Raw genomic sequence first — 22,198 nt, forward strand, 5'->3', positions numbered from 1 at the left:
ATCCGCCGGAAGTCGGCGACAGGGTGAAATGAGGGGCAGAAGTGCCCCTGAATCCGCCGGAAGTCGGCGGAATGTTGGAATGAGGGGCAGAAGTGCCCCTGAATCCGCCAGAAGTAGGCGATAGGGTGAAATGAGGAGCAGAAGTGCCCCTGAATCCGCCAGAAGTAGGCGGTAGGGTGAAATGAGGAGCAGAAGTGCCCCTGAATCCGCCGGAAGTCGGCGGAATGTTGGAATGAGGGGCAGAAGTGCCCCTGAATCCGCCGGAAGTAGGCGATAGGTTGAAATGAGGGGCAGAAGTGCCCCTCATTCCTCTAAAAGTAGGCAAAACCAGCAGCCCCGAGGGATTGGCAGCTTTGAATTTGTCCCAAACGGGCAGAGTAGCACTCACCCATGCAAGCGCGGAAGGGGTTTCGATCGGGAAGAGACAATGGCTGCCGGAAGTTCAGGGCTTCCGGCAGCCGATCTCCGATGGCGGTTGAGTTTTTGAGCCAAGCCGAAAAATGAGCCCCCAAATACGAAATCTGGGACCTTACGCCCAAATACTAAAACGCATACAATAAATACATAGAGATGAAAACGCTTCACACATTAAAGTTGGGGATTTTGGAGGTCCATACGATGGAGAACAAACAAAGCACCAAACCAAATCCGGTAATGGGGCCGCTCATTCCGGCGTCAATCGAAACCGGTTCAGTTCGCAAAAATACGCTCTGGAGGAAATTTGTAGCCCAGCGTCATCTGCAGACCATGGCACTGCTTGGTGTAGTGTGGATGATCATATTCAACTACATCCCGATCTACGGCTTGATTATTTCTTTCAAGGAATATAATATCGTCAAGTCGATCGCTGAAGCCCCTTGGGTGGGCCTGGAGCATTTCAGGGAACTGTTCGCAGATGAGGATCTGCCGAATGTTATCCGCAATACTCTCGGGATCAGCTTGATCAAGCTGCTTATCGGGTTCCCGCTGCCGATCATATTCGCCCTGTTCCTCAATGAGGTCCGTTCCATCAGATTCAAGAAGACGATTCAGACGATCTCCTATCTGCCGCATTTCCTCTCCTGGGTTGTGCTTGGCGGCATTCTGGCCACCTGGCTCGCGGATATAGGGATTATCAATAATATTCTGCTTGCCCTCAATCTGATTGACAAACCGATCACTTACCTGGCTGAACCGAGTTACTTCTGGACGATAATCATCACCTCCGACATTTGGAAGGAGCTTGGCTGGTCAGCGATTATCTACCTCGCGGCGATTGCCGGCGTGTCTCCGGAAATGTATGAGGCAGCAACGATTGACGGCGCAGGACGTTTCCAGAAAATGTGGTTTGTCACTCTGCCGGCCATCCGGGCCACGATCAGCATCCTGTTCGTCCTGGCAGTCAGCGGTGTACTGAACTCGAACTTCGACCAGATTCTGGTGCTGCGGAATTCGCTTAACGACAGCACTTCCAATGTAATTGATTACTATATCTATCAGACAGGTATTGTCTCCAACCGCTTCTCCTATTCTGCGGCGGTCACCCTGGTCAAAGCGGTCATTGCACTGATTCTGCTGCTGATTGCCAATCAGGTATCCAAAAAAATCAACGACACGTCGCTGTTCTAGGACAAGGAGGACCTATATATGTTTGCTCTTAAACGTAAAACCAAAGGCGAAGCAATTTTCGATATCGTCAACAATCTGGTTATGCTCTGCGTCTGCTTCCTGACGCTGTATCCGATCTGGTATGTGCTCGTCAACGCTTTCAATGACGGTAATGACGCCATGCTGGGCGGGATTTACTGGTGGCCGCGGATGTTCACACTGAAGAACTTCGATGCAGTATTTGCAAGTCCGGGGATTATGCTGGCGATGGGGGTTACCGTACTCAAGACAGTCCTTGGTGTGGCTCTGCATGTATTCTTTACAGCGATGGTAGCTTATGCCTTGTCCCGCAAGGATCTGGTTGGCGGCAAGCTCTACATTCTGATCGGCACCATTACATTATTCTTTAACGGCGGCCTGATCCCAACCTTCCTGCTGATGCGTGATCTGCATTTACTCGATAACTTCATGGTCTTTATCATTCCTGTCATGTTCAGCTTCTTCGATCTTATTATCTTCATGACCTTCTTCCGGGAGATCCCCGAGGGTCTGGAAGAAGCAGCGCGGATTGACGGAGCCAATGACTGGTCCATCTTACTGCGGATCGTGCTTCCGGTCTCCATGCCGGTTATTGCCACCATCGCGCTGTTCCACGGCGTGTATCAATGGAATGATTATTTTGCCGGCATCATCTATGTGAACAATGTGGACCTTCAGCCGATTCAGACCTATCTGTTCCGGGTCGTGGCCCAGTCCAGCTCGAATACGATGATGGTTGCTGTCCAGGGCAGCGCGGCCACAAGATCGGTAACCTCCCAGTCCATCAAGCTGGCAACCATGGTTGTCACAACGCTGCCAATCGTGTTCGTCTATCCGTTCCTGCAGCGCTATTTCGTTAAAGGCATGATGATCGGCTCCATCAAAGGCTGAGCATCTGCGAACCACAGGGTAACTCCTCCGGAGCCCATTGTCTTGCGGGCAGCGGGGTTGAGCTTATAATTACTATTTTCTAGAAAAGGGGTAAACAAGCATGGGCATGAAACATAAGCCAAAGAAAATGGTCCTGCTGCTCTTGGGACTAATGCTGACATTCTCTGCAGCGGGTTGTTCAAGCAATAATAATGCCGCAAACGGAAATACAGCAACGGAGAAGCCGGCTGAAGCTACAGAGGCACCGGCAACCAATGCAACAGAAACGACAGCTCCGGCAGCAACAGGCGATGAGCCAGGCTGGATGAGCGACACTTCACCAATCACCTTCGACTGGTATCTGAACTTTGCCTGGTTTGCCAACAAATGGGGCGTAGATCCAACTTCGCAATATGTTTCGAAGAAGACCGGCGTTAATGTTAACTTTATCGTGCCTGCAGGGAATGAGAATGAGAAGCTGAACACGCTGATTGCTTCCGGCAAGCTGCCTGACTTCATCACCCTCGGCTACTGGGAAGATGCCATCAAAAAAATGGTAGAAGGCGAATTGGTGCTTCCGCTGAACAAGCTGGCTGATGAATACGACCCGTACTTCTACAAAGTTTCCGATAAAGATAAGCTTGGCTGGTACACTCAGCCGGACGGCAATGTATACGGCTATCCTAACTCCTCCTCTTCTCCTGCCGACTATGAAAAATATGGCGATACCTATGTATCGAACCAGACGTTCGCAGTCCGCAAGGATATTTATGAAGCCATCGGCAGTCCGGATATGCGTACCCCTGAAGGCTTCCTCGCTGCGCTGAAGACTGCACAGGAGAAATTCCCTGAAGTCAACGGCCAGCCGCTGATTCCGCTGGGTCTGCATGAGTTCACTGAGAACGGCAACGACTCGCTGGAAGGCTACATTCAGAACTTCCTGGCGATTCCTTGGGAAAAAGACGGCAAGGTATATGACCGTGAAACCGATCCTGAATATGTACGCTGGATGAAAACACTCCGCCAGGCTAACCAGGACGGATTGTTGGCAAAAGATATCTTCATTGACAAACGGGCACAAATGGAAGAAAAAATCGTACAGGGACGCTACTTCGCAATGCTGTATCAACGTACAGACTTTGCTTCCCAGCAAGGAACTATTTTCCAGAAGAATCCTGAGATGGTCTACATTGCTGTAGATGGACCAGCCAACACCAAACTGGATCAGCCTACACTGAATGGCCCTGGGATCTCCGGCTGGACCGTTACCCTGATCTCGAAGGATGTTAAGGATAAAGCACGCGCAATTAAATTCCTCAGCTACCTGAACAGTGAAGAAGGCCAAAAGGATCTTTTCCTGGGCGAAAAAGGGGTCAGCTATGATACAATTGAGGGCAAGGATCAATTCCTCCCTGAAGCCCTTAAGCTGATGAACTCGGACCGTGCAGCATTTGATAAGCAATACGGCTCTTCATTCACCTTCTGGATGATGCAAAATACGAATATTACTGACCAATGGGCACCAAAATCCGTTGAGCCGTTCAAACAACTGGAAGACTGGACCCGCGGGAAATCTATTAATACTTCGGAATTCCAGCTGATTGATCCTAGCGGTAACTCGCCGGAAGGCATCATCGCGACCAAGCTGAAACAGCTGCGCGGCAAAACCATGCCGAAGCTGCTGATGGCTGAATCCGATGCGGAATTCGATAAGATCTGGTCTGAATATCTCACCAAAAAAGAGAAGGAAGGTCAAGCGACCTTCGATGCATACCGCCAGACTAAATATGAAGAGAACAAGAAAAAACTCGGAATGTAGTCTCCAATATAAGACCCAATTGCCCGCTAACCGCGGGCTTTTGGGTTATTTTCTAGTAACGGGATCTACAAGGCTCCAGCTATTAACGGAGAGGTGAATATGCGCAAACGAACAGGAGCATTATGGAATTCCTTCCGTTATTGGCTCGGACGGAGATCACTGCAAAGCCGGCTGGTTGTGGCTTATATCTTTATTATTCTGGGACCCAGTCTGCTGGTGTCCTTCTATTCGTACAAGGCCATTAACAATACGTATATGCAGGATGCGATCGAGAAAAACGACTATCTGCTGCAGATGGAGAAGCTGCATGTACTCAATCAGATTGAGGCGATGGAGCGGGCGCTCCAGATGGCGTATAGTGATAAAATCACCCGGGAGTATCTGATCAGCGAAAGTGATCCTACACTCGGAGAGCTGATTGATTACAACACAACCAGCTTCATGAACCTCAGCCAGATCCAGTTCAATAATCCGAATATTGAGCATTTGTACCTGTATTCCAGCAGCAAAAATGTATATGAGATGTGGCCGGTTATTTTCCGTGAGTCCCGGGTCTCCATGGAGCCCTGGTTTCAGAAGGCATTGGAGCTGGAAGGATTGCGGAATCTGTGGTCCTTTCAGAACTCGGATATCGACCTGATGAAGCGCTTCTCGGGGGAAACAGAGCAGGGGCAACCGAAGGTATCGGTGCTGCGGGAGATCAGCATTCCGGCGGGCAATCACATCGGGATGGTTCAGGTAGATATGCTGCTGAGTAAATTCACACCCAAGACGTATACCTCCGTGCAGGATAATGAATCCCAGATGATTCTTGCGGATGATGAGCTGAACCTGTTCACCCGGACAGACAACTCTTTTCTGGAGAATAATAAGGGGCTGACTGCGGCAATCAAAGACCGGCTGGCAGAGTTCGGAAAGACCGGTAAATGGGTGATGGATTATAAGGAGAACGGGAATTCCTTCATGCTGATTCAGGCGCCGCTGGAGCAGATCAATGCTTCTCTCGTCACTGTGGTCTCGATGAAAGGTGTGATGATGGATATTTCGCGTACCCGTAATCTGATTATTGGGGTCAATATCGGCTTCATCTTCCTGGTCACTGCCATTGCTTACGTGCTGAATGCATTCATCCTGAAGAATCTCCGCCGGCTGACCGAAACGATGAAGAGAGTCCGCCGGGGAGAGCCGTATGGAAGTATCCGCGTCAGCGGAGGCGGCGAGGTCGGCGAGCTTGCCCATCACTTCTCCAAGCTGATGAACACAATTAATACGCTGGTGGCTCAGGCTGTCCATAAACAGGCGCTGTCGAAGGAAGCTGAGCTGCGGACGCTGCATAATCAGATCGATGCCCACTTCCTCTACAATACACTGGAGAATATCAAAATGCTGGCGGAGATTGAGAATCAGCGGACGATCTCGGATGCGCTTACCCGGCTTGGCGGCATGATGCGCTATAATTTCAAATGGACGGGTGAATACGTGAAGCTGAAAGACGAGATCCGCCATATCCAGAACTATATAGAGGTTATGAATATAAGATTCGAGCATACCATTAGGCTGGAGCTTAATATTGACAGCGCTTATCTGGAAGTGGAGGTGCTCAAAATGTCGCTGCAGCCGATTGTTGAGAACAGTGTAAAGCATGCCTGGAATGCGGACGGGATAGAGCTCACGGACCGTGTTGTGCGGATCGATATTACGGAGGCCGAGGGGGATATCTTCATCTCGCTGCGTGATAATGGCCTCGGGCTGACGCCGCAGCAGCTGACCCAGCTGCATGAGGCGATTTATGCCAAGGAGGAACCGGGGGCTGACCCTTCGGGAACCAGCAGCGGCGGGTATAAGTCGGGAGGCGTCGGACTGCGCAATGTGCATCAGCGTCTGCAGCTGTTCTACGGTGAAGCCTACGGGCTGGAAGTGCAGAGTGAAGCAGGGAAATGGACAACTGTGTTCATGTCACTGCCCAAAGTTCTATTGACGGGGGATAACTAGCTATGACCAATCTGCTGATCGTGGATGATGAAAAAATGATCCGTCAAGGTCTGAAGGCGATGATCGAACGGGAATATCCGTCTGTCTACAGCATCACGATGGCGGGCAACGGTGCGGAAGCGCTGGAGCTGTACAAGCAGGAGCGGAAGGATGTCATTATTACGGATATCCGGATGCCGATTATGGACGGGATCACGCTGCTGGAACGTTTGTCGGTGGAAGCAGGCAAGGAGGAGCCGCCTGCTGTCATTATCTTAAGCGGCCATGATGATTTCGAATATGCCAAAAGCGCGATCCGCTACCGCGTGAAGGATTATCTGCTGAAGCCGATCCGCCGCGAAGAGCTGTTCGAGATTCTCGAACGGATTGACAAGGAGGGAATGGACCGCCAGTCGAGCAGCCTGCGGCAGAAGCAGGAGGCGGAAGGCTACCGCCGCGAGCTGCGGATTGCCCGCCTGCGGGGGCTTTTGATGCAGCGGGAGGTAGAAGCATCGGCGGCACAGCTGGAGGAGCTGTCGACGCTGCAGATTCCTTTTACAGTAGGCGTGGTCAATTATTATCACCGGGACGGCGCGCGGATGAATCACGGAGAGGTCCAGGGCGTGCTGGAGCGGCTGATCGGACCGCTGGAACATAAATTCACGGAAATTCTGACCGATTGGGACGGGAAGCTTGTACTTGTGGGGAATATGGAGAGCTTCCTGGAGCTGTCCGGTAAGGCTGAGGCCAAAGAACTTAAGCGGCTGCTCATCGGCATCAGCAGTGAGAGCCGGAGTCCGGAGCAGTTCCGTGCCTGTTACATGGAGGCGTACCGGGCGCTGCAGTATACTTTTTTGTCCCCGCAGGCCAGTTTTGTCGACTATAAGGATATCCGCGCCGGCCGCCTGAGCTTCCCTTCTCCGGAGGAGGAGCTGCGCAAGCTGCTTAATATGCTGGGAACCGAGCGGGAGAAGGAGATTAAGACGCTGCTTGGTGTTATTTTTCAGACGGATCATTTGCTGCATCTGGATTTGGATTACCTGGAGAATGTAGGGCGGAGTATTAATGAACGGGTGCTGGATGAAGTGTTCCGTGTGCATGGAGAGGCTTCGGTGGAAGTGCTGAAGCTGTACCGAGCGGTCGGCAACTTGTATAATTTCAGCAATTTCCATGACTATTACCGGGCACTGGAGCATTTGCTCCTTAGTGTGAACGATTATATTATAGGTATAAGATCTGCGCATACCGAGCATGCGGATATGGAAGAAGCGCTGGCGTATATCGAAGCGAATTATGCGCGTCCGCTGAATATGGCTATGGTCAGCAATTATGTCTCGCTCAATTATTCATATTTCAGTGAAGCCTTCAAGGCGTACACCGGGGAGAGCTTTGTGCTGTATCTCAAAAAAGTCCGCATCCGCCACGCCAAGGAGCTGCTGGCTGATCATTCCGTCAAGCTGGCTGGGGTCTCTGAGGCTGTAGGTTTTGAGAACAGCAAGCAATTCGCGCGTGTCTTTAAGGAGCTGGAGGGTATCTCTCCCGGTGAATACCGGGCGAAGCAGCTGATGGAGCGTTATTCGGGGCAGACGGAGGATAAGGAATTTTAAGATATGAACAACGGATGGCTAGAGGCTGGAGGCAATGGAATGGAAGAAGTACAAGGAACACTGATTACCGTAGATACACTTGCCGCCGACTTCCGTAAGCTGGGCGTGCATGAAGGAATGACCCTGCTGCTGCATTCTTCCTTTAAATCACTGGGACAATGGGTGGCCGGTGGTCCGGTTGCCGTTATCCTGGCGCTGGAGAAGGTACTGGGTGAAGAAGGGACGCTCGTTATGCCTACGCAATCCTCGGATCTGACCGATCCGTCAGGCTGGAGCAAACCGCCGGTGCCGGAGGCCTGGTGGCCCGGCATCCGGGAGCATATGCCTGCATATGATCCGGACTTGACTCCGCTTAGAGGGATGGGCGTGATTCCCGACTGCTTCCGCAAGCAGCAGGGCGTCCGGCGCAGCAGCCATCCGATCGACTCTTTTGCCGCTTGGGGGAAGCACCGGGATGTCATAATCGACGGGCATAGCCTGGAGTACGCCTTCGGTGAGCAGTCTCCGCTGGCCCGGATCTATGAGCTGGGAGGAAGCGTGCTGCTGCTTGGCGTAGACAATCTTAATAATACCTCACTGCATCTGGCGGAATACCGGGCAGACTATGCCGGGAAACAGGAAGTCATGGCTGCAGCGCCGATGATGGTGGACGGAGTCAGACGATGGATGGAATTCAGTGATTACAACTGGAACTCGGATGATTTCACGGAGCTGGGCGTGGATTTTGGCCGGGAGACCGGGCTTATTGCCAGCGGTTTGGTGGCCGCATCGGCGGCACAGCTGATTCCGCAGCGGGAGATTGTGGATTACGCGGTGAAGTGGCTGGAACGCAAGCGCACATAAGAGGTGCGGAGGCGTAATTGATTATGGATAGAGCAAGAGAGCTATCGGCTTGAGGGGAGCAAAGTTTCATGACTACAACAACGGTGTACATTACCCGGCACGGGCAGACCGAATGGAATGTGCAGAAGCGGATGCAGGGCCATCAGGATTCAGAGCTTACGCCGCTGGGCGTCCAGCAGGCAGAATGGCTAAGCCGGAGCATGCAGCAAGTGGAGCTGGACGCGGTGTACGCGAGCTCTAGTCCCCGGGCGCTGCGGACGGCGGAGATTATCATGGGAGAGCGGGACTTGCCGCTTACGGCCTGCGATGAATTCAAGGAGATCGGCATGGGAGTCTGGGAAGGCCGTGATACCGCAGAGCTGCAGCTTCAGTATCCGGAGCAGCATCAGTTCTTCTGGGGCGACCCGGAGCAGTTCAGTGTAGAGGGCAGTGAGACCTTTGCAGCGGTGCAGGAGCGTGCGCTGGGCAAGCTGCGGGAGATCGCAGACCTCCACGCAGGCGGCTCGGTGCTCATTGTGACGCATACGGTTGTGATTAAGGTGCTTATGGCTTATTTCGAGAGCAGAGCCATGAACAAGCTCTGGGATCTGCCCTACATCTATCCTACCTGTCTGTGCAGAATCGATATCACGGACGGTGTGCCCGAGATTGTGCTTCACGGCGATACCAGTCATTATGAGACCACTGAGGGCGGGATGGAATCCTGATTCTGCAGCACGGACTTCTTAAGAATAACAGGGCGATGTGCATGACGGCATCGCCCTGTTTGACGTGTTGCGCCGGCCGCTTCCTGCGGCTTCGCAGGTGAAGCAGCAGCTGCTTGCGCTGCGCTGCCCGTAGCTCCGTCCAGACTGATGAATTGCTGTGCAAATTACAACAATTTACTTCTGGTGAGCAGCGAATCCGCAATAATCTTGCAGAAAGTGCAACAACCTAGCTCTGACGAGCACCAAACCGGCAAAAATCCTGCAAAAAGTACAACAATGCGCCCCGGAAGGCCCCTTCTGTGCGAAAATTCTGCAGAAAGTACAACATTTTACTTCTATCCAGCAAAAATTGTAATGCCCGCCGGAAGTCCAGACATTTCACGGAGTTTCGAGCGTGGCCTAGCCCAAAATTATAGAAAACAGAGTTCAGTCTATACAGGTATATTACCCGTTAGGGTGACTTCACTCTTCGGACGCGTGCTCTGTTCCAGCACGGATAAGTCCCCGTCCAGCGCCTTCAGTCCCGGCAAGCGCAGCGCCACTCCAGCATACAGGGCAGGAAGAATTCCTGCGGCCAGCAAAAGAGCAGGCACCCCATAGAGCTCAGCGACCGCTCCTCCTGCCAGGGCGCCGAGCGGTGACAGGCTCCCGCCAATCAGGAACCGGACCGAGTTGACCCGCCCCTGCAGGTGGCCGGGAACCAGCCGTCCATGCAGGGAGGAGCTTAAGGAACCGAAGAAAGGTCCCAGCAGTCCGGCGGCGAATACCGCAAATAGGGCAAAGAAATAGCTGGGGATGAACCCCCACACCATAGTGACGATACCCGATAAGCCCAGGCTGCCGAGCATCACGATGCGCCGCTTCGTGATCTCGCCCATCAGGGAGATCACGCCCAGCCCGGCTAAGTATCCGAGCGCAGAGGCCGTAGACAGCGAGCCTACCGCTGCTGCATCCCGGTGCAGCACCTCGCGGACATAAGGGACCATCATGGTCCATACGGCAATGGAGCTCAGATTGCTGACGGCGGCCATCATCATAATCGTCAGCATGGCGGGGAACTGCCGGTAGAACGAGAAGCCTTCGGCTACCTCCCGCAGATAGAGGGCTGTCGAGAAGCTGCCGGCAGGGGCTGCTGCCGGCTTACCCATGCGGGGCAGCAGTAGCAGAGTGGCTATCGCTGCCGTATAACAAACGGCATTGATGCCGAGCGCCGGCAAGGCCCCGCTGGCTGCGGTCAACACGCCGGCGAGGGCCGGGCCGAGAAGTGCGGCGGCACCCTTGCAGCCGTCGATGATGGCGAAGGCGCGCATCAGCTTGCTGGTGCTTGCGATGCCGGGAATCACGGCCATTGCGGTTGGCATGAATAAGGCGGAGCAGGCTCCGCTGAGACTGGCGGCAGCGAACAAATGCCACAGCTGCAGGTGGCCGGCCAGCCCCATGCCCAGCGGTAGCAGGAGGGCCAGCAGACGCAGCGACGCGAGGCAGGCCATGAACCGGACGCGGGGCAGCCGGTCGGACAAGGGTGAGCCGAGCAGGCGGAGCGCCTGTTCCGGAATCATGGAGCTGAGGGCAAGTGCACCCATAGCCAGCTTGGAGCCAGTCAGCTCATAGACAAGCCATTCCATTGCCAGCAGTCCAAAGGCATCGCCGAAGGCACTCAAGGAAATTGTGGATAATAACCCGTAATAGCTGCGTTTCTGCATAGAACTCACCCCTCCAGATATTCCCCGATTCGTCCGGGCAGGCCGTTCAGCGCCTCAAGGCGCAGGCTGTAGGACGTGTTTTTGCTGGTAGTATGAACAATGACCAGGCCCGCCGCCCGCAGTGCGATCAGATGGTAGTGGATCGTGCTTTTGGACAGGCCGACCTCCTTCACAATCTCAGTGAAATTCAGCTGCCTGCCGGTCAGCAGGCGGAGAATGTAGAGCCGCGTCTCATCCGACAGCGCCCGGGTAAGCCGCAGCAGAGCCGGTGCGGGCCGCCCATCTTCCGGAGGAAGAATATCACAGGAGTAGCTGGTGAACATAAATTCATCAAAGAGTGTGGAGGTTACGAGAGGCCGGGCATGATATTGCGGTGTAATAATGACCTGCTTCAGGGTTTCTGAAGGGTATAGCCGCATGCCTGCTGTGGCCGTCTCGTACACCTCCATATCATTCGTCCCGTTCAGCAGCGCCGCCCTTGCCGCAGCCTCCTGCTGCAGCCCTTCCATAATGGCCGGATCAATGCTGCTGAAATACCCCGTATCCCAAGCTCTGATGACTTCAGCGGCAGAGCTTCGCAGCTCGGCCAGGTTGGAGGGGACGGTCTGCCCGAAGCGGCCGGCAATCTCATACAGCTCACCCGGGGAGAGGACTTCGAACCAGCCCAGGAACTTCTTGACCGTGCGCTCTTCCGGACAGCTCCATATGTAAGGAGACAGACTGAAGTTATCGGTGAGCTTCATTACTTCTTTCATTTTCTGGAGCATTACGGGGGCGAACCGGGTCTGCACCTCGCGGATCCAGGAGATTCCAGCGTCCATAGCATTGTGGTTCTGCTTCCCGATAAAAGCATTTAAGCTGGAGATGCACTCATAGATTGGCGCGAAATCGACTGTTACCTTGTAATCCATAGGGGTACCTGCTTTCTGGAGAAGTGATATTACGGCAGAGATATAATGAACAAATGATAACTATTTTTGATTAGTTCTATAAATATAGAACTTACTGTTAGTTTTATAATAAACGAACATATTTGTGTTTGCAAGGGCTGACTTCACAAGTCTCCAGGATTTTTTAGAGCGCGTGTCACAAAATCAGGATTTTGACAGTTATACAGGCAGAGAGGAGGGGGAGCTGTGGATGAAACGGAAATCTGCCGGACGAATAGAGACGCAGAACAGGAGCAGGCGGCAGAGCTGACCGTGGAGCAAAGGGTCGAGAAGGTTCAGCTGGGAGATATACAGGCCTTCACTTGGATCATCAGACATTTTCAGCGGCCGATTTACCTGTACTGCTATTACCTGCTGGGTAACCGGGAAGAGGCGGAGGATGCGGCTCAGGAGATTTTTATCAGAGCCCTGGAGCGGGTGGGGCAGTACTCGGCAAAGGTCTCTTTCTCGGCCTGGCTGTACACCATTGCACGCAACCATTGCCTGGACCGGATTAAACAGAGAAACAAAGGCTTCAGGCTGCTCTCCATCTACAGGAGCCATCAGCAGCAGGCGGAGTGCGCCGAAGGTTCACGATATACGGAGGTTGTTCATGAACTGCTGGAGAAGCTGAGTATGGAGGAACGGCAAATTCTGCTGCTGAGGGCACTGGAGGAGCATAGCTTTGAGGAAATCGGAACGATTATGGACTTGAACCCCGGGGCGGTCCGCAAAAAATATGAACGGCTGCGCAAAAAACTCGGACGCCGTCAAAACAGTGGAGGGATGATCGCTCATGAACCACGCTAACAGGGAGGAAGAAGAACTGGAGCGGATCGGTCGGATGGTCCGTGATACACCGGTTCAGGTAGATCTGGAAGAACGCATAATGAACCGGTACGTGGACGGGCAGCAGCGGGGAACGAGGACAGAACCAGTCGGACTAAGCAGAAGACGAGGCAGTGTACTTCGAAGAGGTGCAGGCATAGTGGCTGCGGTGCTGCTGCTGCTGCTGCTGATCACGGGGACAGAGTTTATCTCTCCGACGCTGGCCGCGTCCATTAAGCAGATTCCGGGGATGGAGTCGATCTTCAGACTGGCCGGGGATCTGGGGCTGCGGAATGCGGATCAGCAGGGGCTGGCGGCAGTACAGAAACCTGAGCTGAGCGATACCCATGACGGACTAAAGCTTATTGTACCTGAAGTGCTGTACGATGGAATTCGCGTATCACTGGGGATCGGGCGCCAAACGGATGTGTTGGAGTTCCGGCAGGGTGATGTTAGTGATCTCATGACAGCTATTAAGCTGTCGATCAACGGTGAGGATATTAATACCTATGGTCCGCTTGGCAGCAGCGGCGGCGGTTCGTTTGGCCCGTTCTTGCTTCGCGGGAAGGATGCGGATTCAAGGATCATTCAATTCACGGATTTGCAGAATCAGGGGGGGCGGGCTTTCCCGGATGATTTTGAGCTCACGCTTACCATAGAAGTACAGGGGATCCAGGAGCCCTTTGTAATTAAGCTGCCGGTGCAAAAGAAGACCTATCACAGCATCATTGCGGAGCCGTTAATCCGCCAGAGCTCCGGTATGATTTTCACACTCGATACTGTTGAGCTTACTCCGATTACAACGAGGATCACCACCCGGCTTGAACAGCCTGCGGGTCAGCCTGTCGATCATAAGGATTTCTTGGGCTATGATCTTGTGGATGATCAGGGCCATGTATTGCGGGAGATCAACGGGTCTACCGGCTGGAATGCCACAGGGGGCAATGTGCTGATCGCTGCTGCACTATTCGAACCGCTCCAGAATAAGACGGAGCATATTACGGTAAGGCCCTTCCGGATATTGTCCATAGACCCGGAGGGGAACCAGGAGAAGGAGTATATCCCTGAATTTGAGGTGGAGGTACAGGTGCCGGTATCAGCGCTGGCGAAGTAATCATACCCGTATAGAAAAAGGCGGCACCCGCAGCGCATGATGCGCCGCGGGTGCCGCCTTTTCAATGTCTAACTTTGAGCCTGGTCAGTTAATGAATTGAAGTGACTTCAAGGTCTTCTCCAGCATCGTAGCGGCTTCCGCACGGGTAGCCAGCTTCGCCGGAGCGAACGCGCCGTCAGGTGTCCCCTGAATGATGCCTTCGGCAGCTATTTCTGCTACTGCTGCTCTGGACCAGTCCGGGATGCCTGCAGCATCACTGAATTTTGCCAGCACTGCCGGATCGGCAGTCAGGGTTTTGCCGGTGTACTTGATGGCTTTGGACAGGACCGCAGCCATTTCCTGGCGGCTGATCGGATTGCCCGGCTTGAAGCTGCCATCCGTATATCCGGTAATCAGACCTGCTGCGGCTGCTGTCTGTACGGCATCAGCATACCATGCGCCTGTGCTGACATCACGGAAGGTGGTTCCTCCGCTTGCGGATGCGAGTCCGAGAGAGCGGGTAATCAGTGCCGCGAATTCTGCCCGCGTGATAGACAGCGAAGGCGAGAAGGCGGTACTGCTGGTGCCGGTAATAATCAGCTTGGAAGCCAGCAGCTCAATGGATGATTGCGCCCAGTGCCCTGTAGTATCACCGAAGGTCTTGGTGGACTTCACAACCGTATAGTAGCTGTTGCTGTTGCGTTTGATCGTCACTTCAGTATCTCCGTCTGAGATGCCGGCGAAGATCGAAGGTACGAAGGACAGCTTGCCGGTAGCCGGGTCATAGGAAACGGCTGTTGCCCCTTGAGAACTCAACGCTCCCGTCGCAGTAATAGTCCGCTTCACGTAGGTGCTGCCGAAGCTGTTCAGCGGCACACTTGTATTGCCGGCCTCAGCGGTAACCGAGAATTCAATGACCGGTGCGGCCAGAGTGACGGAGCCAGCCTGTGCTGCGATAGCCTTGTTCAGACTGTCGAGCGTGGCGGTAGCCGCCTGGAGCAGAGAAACTGTAACCGTAAAGTCACTGGTACCAAGCTGGGCAGCCAGTGCCGTTCCGTTAATAAGGCTCAGCGGCAGCGAATAGGATGCTCCGCCGGTAGAGGTGAAAGTCAGCACTGTATTTGGTTTAGCAGCAGCCTGCTGAACCAGCACACTGCCCGGCAGTACAACTTGAGCACCGCCCGCTGAAGCCGTAAGCGGGATGATCAGCTCACTGGTGCCGGCAGGCAGGGCTGCGAGCTGTGCAGTCAGATCAGCTGCGGAAATCGTTGTTACCTGCGGCTGCACTGCTGCTGTGGCAGCAGCTGTTGGACTAGGTGATGGTGTTGCAGTTGGTACCGTTGTTCCCGGACCTCCACCTGAACCTGAAGTCGGTGCCGGTGTAGGAGTCGGAGTCGGTGTCGCACCTTTCAGGTCTGTGATGCGTCCTTCTATACCGATATTTACTGTTTTGAGTTTATCCAGATAATCCGTAAATACTTCATAATCCGGCAGGTACAGCTCATAATAACGTCCGTCTGCTTTAGCTTTCGCTAGGGAACGGTAGAAGTCGCCGCCGCCAGCCATGAAGGAGTTAGTCGACAGAATGTAGTACGCGTTAGGATCAACTGCGGTGTAGCTGCCATCTGCCTGCTTGATATCAACGGAGATGATGCGCTGACCTTCCTGCTGTAGTACATTCGTTGTCGGATTGATGATTTCTGCGGTCTTGGTGGAGTCATAGGTATAACGCATTCCCGAGACTTGAGCGAAGCGGCCTTGATCGTTTTCCAGTCCGCTGACGCCATTTTCCAGGGAATCGATAATTTCCTGTCCGGTAACCTTCAGAGCCACCAGACTATTAGAGAATGGCATAACTGTCAGCACTTCACCCAGGGTAATTGTGCCCTGGTCAATACCGGCACGGATACCGCCGCCGTTCTGAATGGCTACAAATCCCTTGATGGTGGACAGTTCGGATTCAGGAATTAGCTTGCTGACCAGTTCCTTAGCTTTGACGTTGATTCCGTCAGCAATCAGGTTCCCGAGGTTAGTCTCTTCATTCCGGACCACACGGGTGAGTTTGCCGTTAATCATCCGCTCATAGACCAGTGGAATCGCAGATTCGCCAACCACGGTCTGACGGATTTCGGTCAGTTTAGCATCGTATCCAGCCAGCATTTCTTTAGCCTTAGGATCTTCAACATATTTCGTGGTGTCGATTAGCTTGCCGTTATACGTAGTGATAATACCCTCGTCGTCGAAGTTAACATCGAGTTCGCCGAGGTACGTGCCGTATTCACCGGTCTGTACAATCAGTGTAGGCTCGGTGTCTGCATTAACGAGCACCGGTGCATCCAGCTTGGTGTGGGAGTGTCCGCCAACAATGACGTCGATACCTGCAACCTCAACAGCTAGTTTTTGGTCAACACTGTAACCCAAGTGGGAAACGGCGATGATTTTGTTAACGCCGAGCGCCTTTAAGGCTTGAACAGTGCTTTCAGCGCTTGTTTTGTAATCTTTGAAGGCGATGTTTTCTCCTGGAGAAGATAGGCCCACGGTGTCCTCGGTGGTGAGACCGAAGATGCCGATCTTTTCTCCGTAGACTTCCTTAATTACTGATGGATAGATATGCCCGTTTTCTATAGGAGTATCGGTATCTGAACCACCAACCTTATCTACGAAGATATCCTTCAGTTCGTTGTTCTTGGTGATAAAGTCAATATTCGAGCTGATGAACGGGAATTCTGCTTGGTTGATGAAGGATCTAAGCGTAGGCAGTCCTTTATCGAATTCATGATTCCCAAAGGTCATGGCATCGTATCCGATGTAGTTCATAAATTCCAGATCGGCAAGTCCTTCGAACTTAGTGAAGTAAAGGGTACCCGAGAAAACATCCCCTGCGTCAATCAGTAAGGAGTTTCCGGTGCGCTCCTGCTTGATGGCTGTCATCCGTTTAACCACTGTTTCCAGATGACTGTGTGTGTCATTGGTGTGCAGGACTCTCAGGGAGAAGTCTTCATCAGGAGTAGAAGCTCCTTTCAGGTCTGTGATACGTCCTTCAACACTGGAAGTCACCGGGTTATGTTTCTTCAGGTAGGCTAACAGGACTTCAAAGTCGGGTAGACCCAGCTCGTAATAACGTCCGTCTGCTTTGGCTGAAGCCAGTGCGCGGTAGAAGTCACCGCCGCCTGCCATGAAGGAGTTCGTGGACAGGATATAGTAGGCTTTGGGATCGATCGGCAAGTAGGAACCATCTGCCTGCTTGATATCAACCGAAATGATACGATTGCCGGCTTGTGTTACCGTACCTGTTAATGGATCTACAATTTCAGGTGTCTTGGTAGAATCATACGTGTACTTCATACCGGATACCTGAGCGAACCGGCCTTGATCTGAGCTGAGTCCGCTGACCGAGTTCTCCAGTGAAGAAATAATTTCTTCTCCGGTAACTTTCAGTGCGACCAGACTGTTGTTAAACGGAAGGGTCGTCAATACTTCGCCCATGGTAATGTCGCCTTTGTCAATGGCTGCACGGATACCGCCGCCGTTCTGGATAGCGATAACACCTTTAATGGTATCCAGTTCAGTCTCCGGTACAAAGTTTGGCATTAGTTCTGTTACTTTCTCCGCGATGCTGTCGGCAATCATGTTGCCAATTGGTGTTTCTTCCTGCCGCACAACACGAACGGACTTGCCGTCGATGGTGCGGTTGGTATAGAGATCAACATTGGAATATCCTACTTTCTCAGCCCGGACAGCCGAGAGCTCGGAGTCATATTTGGAAGCCAGTTTAGCTTTGGCTTCCGGATCTTCGGCATATTTGGCCACTTCCAGCAGCTTGCCATTGTAAGATACAATCTCGCCGTTCTTATCGAAGGTTACATCCAATTCCCCTAGATATTGGCTATATTCTCCAGTCTGAACGACCAATACTGGTTTACCTGTACCGACATTGGTAACAGGCTCCGGAGGGTTGTCGATCTTCGTGTGTGAATGTCCGCCGACAATGATATCGATGCCCGGAACGGCTGCGGCTAGATCTTTATCAACGGTATAGCCTAGATGGGTTACAGCGATAATTTTATTGACGCCTTTCGCTTCGAGCATCGCTACGGTATTCTTCGCGCTCTGCATATGATCCTTAAAGCTGATCTTATCTCCTGGGGAAGACAATCCGACGGTATCCTCTGTGGTTAAGCCGAAGATACCAACCTTCTCCCCATAGACGTCTTTGATCACAGCCGGATAAATGTTACCGTTGTGGGCAGTATCGCCTTGTGCAATCGTGACAATGTCGTCATGGTACAGCTCCGCAAGTTCGCTGTTTTTGGTTGTGAAGTCAATGTTGGAGCTTGCAAACGGGAATGCTGCAGCCTCTACAAAATTCTTGAGGATTTCAGGATGTTCCTTGTTCTGGTCAAATTCATGGTTCCCGAATGTCATCACGTCGTATCCGATGTCATTCATGAAATCAACGTCAGCCATTCCCTTGAACGTAGTGGAGTATAGTGTTCCGGAGAAAACATCACCTGCATCAAGCAGCAGGGTATGGCTATTGCGTTCCTGCTTGATAGCTGTGGTTCGTTTGGCAATTGTCTCCAAATGTCCATGTGTGTCGTTCGTATGCAGAACACGCAGATCGAAATTGGTTAGATCGAATTGGGCTACGACCGGATCATGGTCGGATACCCGTCCGCGGGATTCGGGGAAGTCTGCGTTCAGATGGACGACATCGACTTTGGCGGAATTCGCGATGTTTTTGCTGGTCAGGATATGGTCAAGTACCTGGGAGTTTCCGTCATACGTGTAAGTGTACTGTTCATTAAGCGGTAATTTTTCGATCAGATTATCGAGCTCATTGCCTTTGAGAATTGCGGCGGTCTTGGTGAATTGGAAATCGTTCAAATCGCCGAGTGCAACAATATTTGCTGACGGGTTGGCAGTCAGCACATCTTTGACAAAGCCGTTCACGACAGCAGCAATTTTGTGGCGCTGCACTTCACTCGAAAGCACTGGAGGCTGAACATTTCCAAACGGCCCGTTGTCGCCGGATTTTGAATTAAAGTGGTTAGCAATTACAATGACTTTCTCACCATTAAATTCAAATTGTGCCGCAAGCGGCTTACGGGAATTCGCGAAAGCATCATTTGTCGGGGCGATTCTTCCAGGATTGTATGTCAGTTCGTCTGCTTCTGCATTGTAGCTGACGGATTGAATGGCTGAGCCCTTTTGTCCGTTAATGCTGTCAGAAAGCTTGACTCTTGCTGGATTATACAGGAAGCCTACACGGATGTTGCCGCCTGGTGCTCCACCGTCTGCGTTGTTTACAGGTGCAATATCAATGTAATTGTAGGCCGGACCTCCGGCTGTCTGAATGGCCTGAATCAGCTCGGCTGCACTGGCCTCGACGGTACCGTTGTTGGTTTCCCCATCGCTGTCCTGCATCTCTACAACGCTGATGATATCCGGCCTTTTCAGATTTACCGTGATAGACTGGGCCAGGTTCTGAATCTTCGTGGCACCTACACCTGGATAGTAGTTCTCAATATTGTAGGAAGCAATCAGCAGCTTCTCCTCATCTACAGTAATTGTAGAGGTTTCCTGTGTGAAGCTGCTTGGGGAAATGCTCGGCAGACTTCCATTTGCAGGGATAACTTTATAGTTGCCGTTGTTATAGCCGATAACGCCTGTAACATCCCCATTAAATTTATCACCAGTACCGACTTCCTGACCAGGATCACCATAGGCGATCAGCAGGCGTTGCGGGTTGAGGTTGTCTGCTCCTTTGAGTACGAGACCTCCGGCAGCTGTAATTACATCTTCGGCTGCATTGTCCACTCTTGCAGGAATATTATATACGATTGATGTACCGCCGCCGCTTGTCCAGTAAGGACTAATAATAGTAGGGGTAGGGAGGGTGACGAGCATGCCCTCAAGGGATTCATAGAAATCTATGGCATCCTCAGAAGGCTGGAATACAGTTAAACCATCATTATCGATGACTGAAGAAGGGATTGCTCGTCCGCCTTTGCCCAGTACTACAGGTTCAGGCAGGTCTGCTTCCTTAGTTATTGTATTGATTGTGTTGAGTGTAATTTGTGTGGAAGTCATGTTGCTGCTGCTTCCTTCATTATATTCGGATACAAGTCCCGAGACAGATACATGATCCCCGATATCGGGCTTCAGGCTGGTATTGGTGCTGTATACGAATATTCCTTCTGATGTGCTGTCATTATCGTCCGGTTCAGGGTCTTGAATGAAGAAGCCTTTATAATTGCCGTTTGCAAAAGTATATCCGTATTCAGTAACAATCCCTTCGACATCCTTAACAGTTTGTCCGGCATAATCGGAGATGTGCGATTCGCCTTGAATATCATGAATGCGCGGAAGCTCTGAAGCTACGTATTCAAAAGTATAAACTTTGCTGGTCTGGCCTTGGGATGAAGCAATCGCCTTAATCACTGTGTCAGCCGTTATTAAAATTGGTGCTGTGTACAACATGCTGGATATTGTTGGCTCTGATCCGTCAATCGTATAATAGACTTCCGCTTCTGCGGTAGGGCTGGACAGCGCAACAGAGCTGCCGATGATGATACGGCCCGCACCGGGACTGGCAGTAACAGAGAATAGTTCTTCTACCAGACTTTCTGCACTGAGCGGAATGAATTGATAAACGGTATTAAATTGTTCGATTACACCAGTGATCCGGTCAAAATGTTTACCTGCAGTCAGCTGAGAAAGCCCTGAGTAAATTGTAAAGGTCTGATTGCCCTGGCTGGCAATGACAGTAGTACCTTCTTTGCTGTCAATAGTCACATCTGTAAGTGTGACGAGCTGGGCTTCATGGGCTTCACCATTTGCAGCTGTCAAGTCTGCAGCGGTAATTAATTTGGCTGCAGGTATGCCGATAGTTTCAGTAATAACTTTATATTCAAGTCCTGCCGCAGGTTTGAGCTCCTGCAGATTATTGTAAATATCCATAGTACCCTGAACTTCAACGAGATCTCCGACCTCGGCGAATGCCGGGAATCCGTACAGCACGATGGCTGCAGTCGCATCCTGAATATACATTTTTGGGCCGTCGATGCGGGTAACTACACCTTCGGTCCATACATTCTGGCCTTTAGGCGCAAGTCTTGCCGAGGCAATATCTGTTTTCGTTAGGATCGTGTAGTTATAAGTGGACGTTGAACTGTATACCGAATCCGAAACCGAGGCGTACGTTTTGATTGTGGTAGGTACGTTCAGCAGGATTTGACCGCTGTATGGCTTGAATTCTGCACCAGCGCCGTCTATGTAGACTGCGGCGTAAACGGATGCACCAACTGTAGAAGAGTTAAGGGAGATGGCTGTACCAGCCGGCCAGGCGTTAGCTGCTGGGTTGGCGGTTACCGCTTCTACGGCTTGTGTAAGGCCATAACTGCTGTTACGGGGATCAGGGGTTCGAACAACGAAGTCTGCAGCGTTATTGTCTGTATCCAAGCCGCGGTTGCCGGCAGGTGCGCCCGTTAGTGCAAGCCGAATGGCTGCTGTGGAGTTAGACAGGGCAGGTGTAGGTAAGGTTTCCGAGGAATTTGCCGTTCCATAACCTACGAAATCAATAACATTTTCTGAACCGTCTATCAGATTTACTTTGCCGTTAGTACCGCTGAAATCTAAGCTGCCGGTAAGATCAGGAGCAGGGAGATCGGCACCATTACCGCCAGTTCCCGCTTTCTGTTGTATAAGTAGATACCCACCAGCCTTAATTGTTCCGCTTAAAGTGGCAACATTATTGAATGCACCAGTGGCGCTGGCATACCGCACCTCCCAACCTTCAAGACTCACTGCTGAATCGGTTGGATTATATAATTCAATGAAATCATTCTTAAATAATGCACCGGTGTTGCCGCCGCCGCCGTAGACCTGTGAGATTACAATATTACTGTTATCTTTTGCTGCCTGTGCGCTTTGTCCGGCTGGTACTACAATGCCAATAAGCATTAACATTGCTAGTCCTGCGGATAACCATTTCTGCATCCTGTGAGATATAACCATTATTCTAAACCCACTCCTCTCAAAACTATGATTTACAACCTATTAAGTGTAACATCTGTTTGTAAAATGAAAGGTTGTCTCACATGAATATATATTAATTTCGAGTTAATTAAAATTAAATGGAGGTAAGTTTATACAAAATGCACAAAAAACCTAGAGATATGTAGTGATAATCTATAACAA

The 22,198-nt window shown here is 51.7% G+C and carries 13 protein-coding genes; 10 read left to right on the forward strand and 3 right to left on the reverse strand.

Annotated features, from left to right (window positions below):
• The first annotated feature begins 344 nt into the window (after nt 1-344).
• The 8 genes from P40081_RS39670 (at nt 345) to P40081_RS02605 (ending at nt 9,443) form a co-directional block, all read left to right on the forward strand.
• The gene (locus P40081_RS39670) at nt 345-479 is read left to right on the forward strand and encodes a hypothetical protein (RefSeq protein WP_256704074.1); all 135 of its coding nucleotides are present in this window, start codon (nt 345-347) and stop codon (nt 477-479) included.
• 139 nt (nt 480-618) lie between these two features.
• Nucleotides 619-1,608, forward strand: coding sequence for an ABC transporter permease (locus P40081_RS02575; RefSeq protein WP_039309713.1), 990 nt, complete (start codon nt 619-621; stop codon nt 1,606-1,608).
• An 18-nt stretch (nt 1,609-1,626) separates the two neighbouring features.
• Nucleotides 1,627-2,517, forward strand: a complete 891-nt coding sequence (locus P40081_RS02580; protein WP_042133123.1) for a carbohydrate ABC transporter permease — start codon at nt 1,627-1,629, stop codon at nt 2,515-2,517.
• 100 nt (nt 2,518-2,617) lie between these two features.
• A complete protein-coding gene (locus P40081_RS02585) occupies nt 2,618-4,315 on the forward strand; it encodes a type 2 periplasmic-binding domain-containing protein (protein ID WP_042133124.1) in 1,698 nt (565 codons plus the stop codon).
• 99 nt (nt 4,316-4,414) lie between these two features.
• Nucleotides 4,415-6,307: a cache domain-containing sensor histidine kinase gene (locus P40081_RS02590; protein WP_042133126.1), complete on the forward strand. Its 1,893-nt coding sequence runs from the start codon at nt 4,415-4,417 to the stop codon at nt 6,305-6,307.
• Between the two features lie 2 nt (nt 6,308-6,309).
• A complete protein-coding gene (locus tag P40081_RS02595; RefSeq protein WP_042133127.1) occupies nt 6,310-7,893 on the forward strand; it encodes a response regulator in 1,584 nt (527 codons plus the stop codon).
• A gap of 39 nt (nt 7,894-7,932) precedes the next feature.
• Nucleotides 7,933-8,736 carry an AAC(3) family N-acetyltransferase gene (locus tag P40081_RS02600; protein WP_042133129.1) on the forward strand — a complete coding sequence of 268 codons (804 nt, stop codon included), beginning with the start codon at nt 7,933-7,935 and terminating at the stop codon, nt 8,734-8,736.
• A 68-nt stretch (nt 8,737-8,804) separates the two neighbouring features.
• Nucleotides 8,805-9,443 (forward strand): histidine phosphatase family protein, encoded by a 639-nt coding sequence (locus tag P40081_RS02605; protein ID WP_042133131.1) that lies wholly within the window; start codon nt 8,805-8,807, stop codon nt 9,441-9,443.
• A 431-nt stretch (nt 9,444-9,874) separates the two neighbouring features.
• Here the strand turns inward: P40081_RS02605 and P40081_RS02610 are convergent, their stop codons facing one another.
• Nucleotides 9,875-11,146, reverse strand: coding sequence for an MFS transporter (locus tag P40081_RS02610; RefSeq protein ID WP_042133133.1), 1,272 nt, complete (start codon nt 11,144-11,146; stop codon nt 9,875-9,877).
• A gap of 5 nt (nt 11,147-11,151) precedes the next feature.
• Entirely contained in the window at nt 11,152-12,057 is a 906-nt protein-coding gene (locus P40081_RS02615; RefSeq protein WP_042133135.1) for an ArsR/SmtB family transcription factor, read from the reverse strand.
• Between the two features lie 225 nt (nt 12,058-12,282).
• Between P40081_RS02615 and P40081_RS02620 the strand changes: the two genes are divergently transcribed.
• Together P40081_RS02620 and P40081_RS02625 are read left to right on the forward strand one after the other, a co-directional pair.
• Nucleotides 12,283-12,885, forward strand: coding sequence for an RNA polymerase sigma factor (locus P40081_RS02620; RefSeq protein WP_331281699.1), 603 nt, complete (start codon nt 12,283-12,285; stop codon nt 12,883-12,885).
• The gene (locus P40081_RS02625) at nt 12,872-14,017 is read left to right on the forward strand and encodes a DUF4179 domain-containing protein (RefSeq protein ID WP_042133137.1); all 1,146 of its coding nucleotides are present in this window, start codon (nt 12,872-12,874) and stop codon (nt 14,015-14,017) included. The genes P40081_RS02620 and P40081_RS02625 overlap by 14 nt, the downstream gene beginning before the upstream one ends.
• Before the next feature lie 84 nt (nt 14,018-14,101).
• Here P40081_RS02625 and P40081_RS36140 read toward each other — a convergent pair whose 3' ends face one another.
• Nucleotides 14,102-21,967, reverse strand: a complete 7,866-nt coding sequence (locus P40081_RS36140; protein ID WP_197074321.1) for a 5'-nucleotidase C-terminal domain-containing protein — start codon at nt 21,965-21,967, stop codon at nt 14,102-14,104.
• Between the last annotated feature and the right edge of the window lie 231 nt (nt 21,968-22,198).

It is taken from the genome of Paenibacillus sp. FSL P4-0081 (assembly GCF_000758565.1).
In the GTDB taxonomy this organism is placed as follows: domain Bacteria; phylum Bacillota; class Bacilli; order Paenibacillales; family Paenibacillaceae; genus Paenibacillus_AQ; species Paenibacillus_AQ phytohabitans.